The organism is Tissierella sp., assembly GCF_052089545.1.
Taxonomy (GTDB): domain Bacteria; phylum Bacillota; class Clostridia; order Tissierellales; family Tissierellaceae; genus Tissierella_A.
In genome coordinates, this window is sequence record NZ_JBQDAA010000030.1 from 13196 (window position 1) to 17307 (window position 4112).

Genomic DNA, 4112 nt, shown 5'->3' on the forward strand with positions numbered 1-4112 from the left:
AGCAAGAGTCATGATTATACAGTCTTTAGGTACTTTTTCTGCAAATTCTGTATAGTAATTTCTCCCTGGTTTTGCACCATCACATCCACCTATTAAAAAGAAATGTTTAATCTTTTCTGATTTTACTGCATCTACTATAGTGTCTGCATGGGATAATGTTTCTTTGTGTCCAAATCCTACTAAAATTTCTTTTTCTTCTTCATCTTCATTAAATCCACCTAGTTCAAGAGCCTTATCTATAATCTCAGTAAAATCTTTCCATCCGTCTTCTTCTGCTTGAATGTTCTTAATACCGTCCCATCCTACAACACTTGTTGTAAATAACCTATCCTTATAAGACTCTCTTGGTCTCATCAAGCAATTAGTAGTCATCAAGATACATCCTGGCATATCATTGAACTCTTTTTGTTGATTTTGCCACGCAGATCCATAGTTACCTACTAAATGCTTATATTTCTTTAGGCCTGGATATCCATGACATGGTAACATCTCTCCATGTGTATAGATATTGATTCCTTTTCCTTCAGTTTGTTCTAGAAGCATTTCTAAATCTCTTAGATCATGACCCGACACAACTATAAATGGTCCTTTCTTAGTTTTTACATTTACCTTGTGAGGAGATGGATTTTTATATGTTTCAGTATTAGCTTCATCTAAAAGCCTCATAACTTCTATACTCATTTCACCGGTTCTCATTGTCATCCTAAGAAGTTCCTCAAATGTCAATTCATCATTTGTAGTAGCTTCTAATGCTATAAAATAAAAATCATCTACCTGATCACTATGATAATCTATAAATCTAGCTTGATGAGCATATGCAGCTATTCCCTTTAAACCATATATTGTCGTCCATCTTAAAGATCTTATATCTTCATCAAGATCTTGATCATACATAATACCAGCTTTTACTGAATCTTTTAACATTTCTTCTTTAGTGTGGCTAAGATTATAAGTAGCAGCTTCAGGATAGTCACCCCTTGGAGCCTGATTCCTTATAGTTTCTTTTATCACTTGAGAATCCTTAAGTAACTTTACATGTACTTCTGCATCAAAGTTTACATTGGTTAAAGTTGTAAATAAGCTATTTTCTACAAATTTTACGATTTCCTTATCTATCTTTTCTCCATTTTCTATTAGGGCTCTAGCATAGCATGATATGCCTTTTAATTGATATATCAATAAATCTTGTAAATTAGCTATTTCTGGAGTTTTTCCACATACTCCACTTTTCGTACAGCCTTTCCCACCCATTGTTTGCTCACACTGATAACAAAACATTGCATTTTGCATCCTAATATCCTCCTGTTTTGATATTTTAACGGCTCATTTTATTTGCATTTATAAATATTGAACTATTACCATTATTAATCTTAATTTGCACATTTATAGATGGTTTTATACATATAGTTTATTTAAATCCTCATTTCTATTTAATAATAAAAAACACTTCCAAATAGATAAGCTAATTTTATATCAATTAGACTATCTACTTTGGAAGTGTTTTCTTAAAACAAATTTATATATTTTCTTTTATATGTTTTTTATTAATTAATGTTAATTTATAAACCCTTTACTCTTTCAAAAGATTCCATATTATAACTAGTTAATACCTTTATATATCCATCAAGCATACTATTTACTTCTTCATCTCCCGTATCTACTAAAAGAGGTCTTCTATCTAAAGAGAGAAGTTTATTTTTAGATGCAATAACACGTATATTATCTTTCCCAACCTTTTTAATAACTTCTGCACTTATCTGTTGATTTCCTCTTCCAAATATATATCCTTGTCCTCCTATAACAGTAACTATTATTTTAACACTGTTGTCTCCAATTATATCTAGGATTTGTTTTTCGTTTACATCGCTTGCTACTAACTCTTTATTTTTTATAATATCTATACCTAAAAGAGTATTGGGTAAGTTTAACTTTTCCATAATAGGCCTTATAGATGTGCCAGATCCTATAATATAAAATATATCTTCTTCCATTTCATCAATAATTTTATTAGAAATTCCATCTAAGGCTGCATCTTCTGATCCTGCCCCACTCGATTTAGTATTTTGTACCAAGTCTTCTTCTTGAGGAATCATAACATATCCATATAATTTTGCTGTTACTTCACCTTTTCTAAAAGCTTCTTCATCTATATCCATAACTTCAGCTTCTTCTGTCTTTTTATCATCATCTTGAAGATATTTAAGAGCTATATCTCCAGCTGCCTTAGGATAATTTGCATATACTCCTGAATGGATTTTAACACCTGTTGGTATACCTATTACTGGAACCTTTGTATCTACAGAATTAAAGATGTTTCGTGCAGTGCCATCACCGCCTGCAAAAAGTATTAAATCTACCTCTTTATCAACCATTTCTTTTGCAGCATTTTCAGTATTTTTAGGATTAAATCTACCTTCTATTTTTCCAATAACAGTGGGATTAAATCCTAATTCCCTTGCTTCTTTTTCACCCATATCACCCGGATAAGTAAATATTTCTAATTTATCTTTTAAAGGCAATAATGATTCTAAAGCTTTTTTTGCTTTACCCGGCGATTCGGGTCTTGCTCCTAAACTTCTAGCTTTTTCTAATATCTCTGGACCATCTGTTCCTTTAAGTCCTACCTTACCACCCATTCCTGCAATAGGATTAACTATAAATCCAAGTTTCATAAATTATCCTCCTATATTAAAATATTTTAATATAAACTTCCCTAAATTATTTAGACATATACTTCAAGAATCTTTTCTAACATTTTCTCTGCCGGATCTAAGATAGGTATTGTAGTTTCTTCCCTAAACAGTTTTGATATATAGGGAAGATGGGTACATCCTAAAACTATTCCTTCTATCCCATTTGACTCTGCCCATTTTAATATAAAATCTAAGTTCAAATATTCAAATATTACACTATCTTTTTTCCCAGTTTCAATTTCTTCCACCAGTGGTAATGCAGATATACTCCATATTTTAATATTATCATTATTTTCTTCTAAAATACTTTCAATCTTTGCACAGGATTGTCCATTTGCACCTAATACTAGAAGTGATGAATAGTCTATTCCAAAGTCAGTATATGCAGCAAAAGGAGTAATTATAGATACATCAGTCTCTTTTGATATTTTTTCTATATCTATAGCCGCACTAAGAGAATTGCAATAAAGAAAAATACTCTTTACTCCTTCTATCTTAGCTTGCTTTATAGTTTTAACAACCTTTTTATATAGGCTTTCTTTAGATAATAATTGAAGTTTACTTTGTTCTTTGGCATTTTTAGAAATAGGATAGCCAGATGATTTAACCTTGTTTTCAAGTAAAAAGTCTACTCCCATTTGTGTATCTACAGGTGTTCCAGCTATTACTCCAACCATTTTTTTCATCAAATTCCTCCTCTAATCTTAAATGATAATTTAAAATTATTTAGTTTTTATCATTTATGTAAGTTTTTGTCCTTTTTTAGTTTTATATAGTAATTATTTAATTTTTTAAATAAATTTTTTATCTTGGATTCTTTTCTTTTATTATATTTTCTAGCTTAAATTTAATCACTTTATATGTAGATTATAACACATTATTCCTTTATCTGTAAGTATAATGAAACTTTTATAAAAAAAGGTAAGGAATACTAGTTAAAACTTACTAGTATTCCTTACCTTTTTCAATGATTTAAATTTTGCTTTTAATATTTTATTTTGCTTTTGCTTTTTTAACTTCATATCCAAGTGCAGCTATAGCATCTTCAGCATCTTTAAGTGATAATTTTTCATTATCAAAATCAAATTTTACCTTGCTTGAATTAAATAAAACCTTTACACTTTCTTTGTCTACACCATCTAATTTTTTTGTTGCATTCTCAATCTTTTGTACACATGATGGACAAGCTAATGATTCTAATTGTATAGTTGCTTTTTTCATTTTACTCTCTCCTTTTATTTAAATATTTTTTATCCTTCATATTTTATATATTATTAATACCTTAATTTATAACGCAGTAGTCTCATACCATTTAAAATAACTACTAATATACTTCCTTCATGTAGCAGCATTCCTATTGACATATTCATCCACTCACTAAAGAATACACTTGCAAGTAGAAATAATACAACTCCAACT

4 protein-coding genes are annotated in these 4112 nt (G+C 29.6%); all 4 read right to left on the bottom strand.

All coding sequences use genetic code 11. The features are described from left to right. A partial coding sequence (gene hcp, locus ACTHW2_RS04035) for a hydroxylamine reductase (protein WP_442262451.1) occupies positions 1-1290 on the bottom strand: 1290 nt, incomplete at its 3' end. A gap of 269 nt (positions 1291-1559) precedes the next feature. Next, on the bottom strand, positions 1560-2672 hold the full coding sequence (locus ACTHW2_RS04040) for an ATP-NAD kinase family protein (protein WP_442262452.1): 1113 nt from the start codon (positions 2670-2672) through the stop codon (positions 1560-1562). Between the two features lie 50 nt (positions 2673-2722). Continuing rightward, positions 2723-3379, bottom strand: coding sequence for an aspartate/glutamate racemase family protein (locus ACTHW2_RS04045; protein WP_442262454.1), 657 nt, complete (start codon positions 3377-3379; stop codon positions 2723-2725). 307 nt (positions 3380-3686) lie between these two features. Further along, positions 3687-3914, bottom strand: coding sequence for a heavy-metal-associated domain-containing protein (locus ACTHW2_RS04050; RefSeq protein ID WP_442262455.1), 228 nt, complete (start codon positions 3912-3914; stop codon positions 3687-3689). Positions 3915-4112: the final 198 nt, after the last annotated feature.

Coding starts and splice junctions, on each gene's coding strand:
- ACTHW2_RS04040 (WP_442262452.1), bottom strand. CDS start 2,672: ATGAAACTTGGATTTATAGTTAATCCTATTGCAGGAATGGGTGGTAAG.
- ACTHW2_RS04045 (WP_442262454.1), bottom strand. CDS start 3,379: ATGAAAAAAATGGTTGGAGTAATAGCTGGAACACCTGTAGATACACAA.
- ACTHW2_RS04050 (WP_442262455.1), bottom strand. CDS start 3,914: ATGAAAAAAGCAACTATACAATTAGAATCATTAGCTTGTCCATCATGT.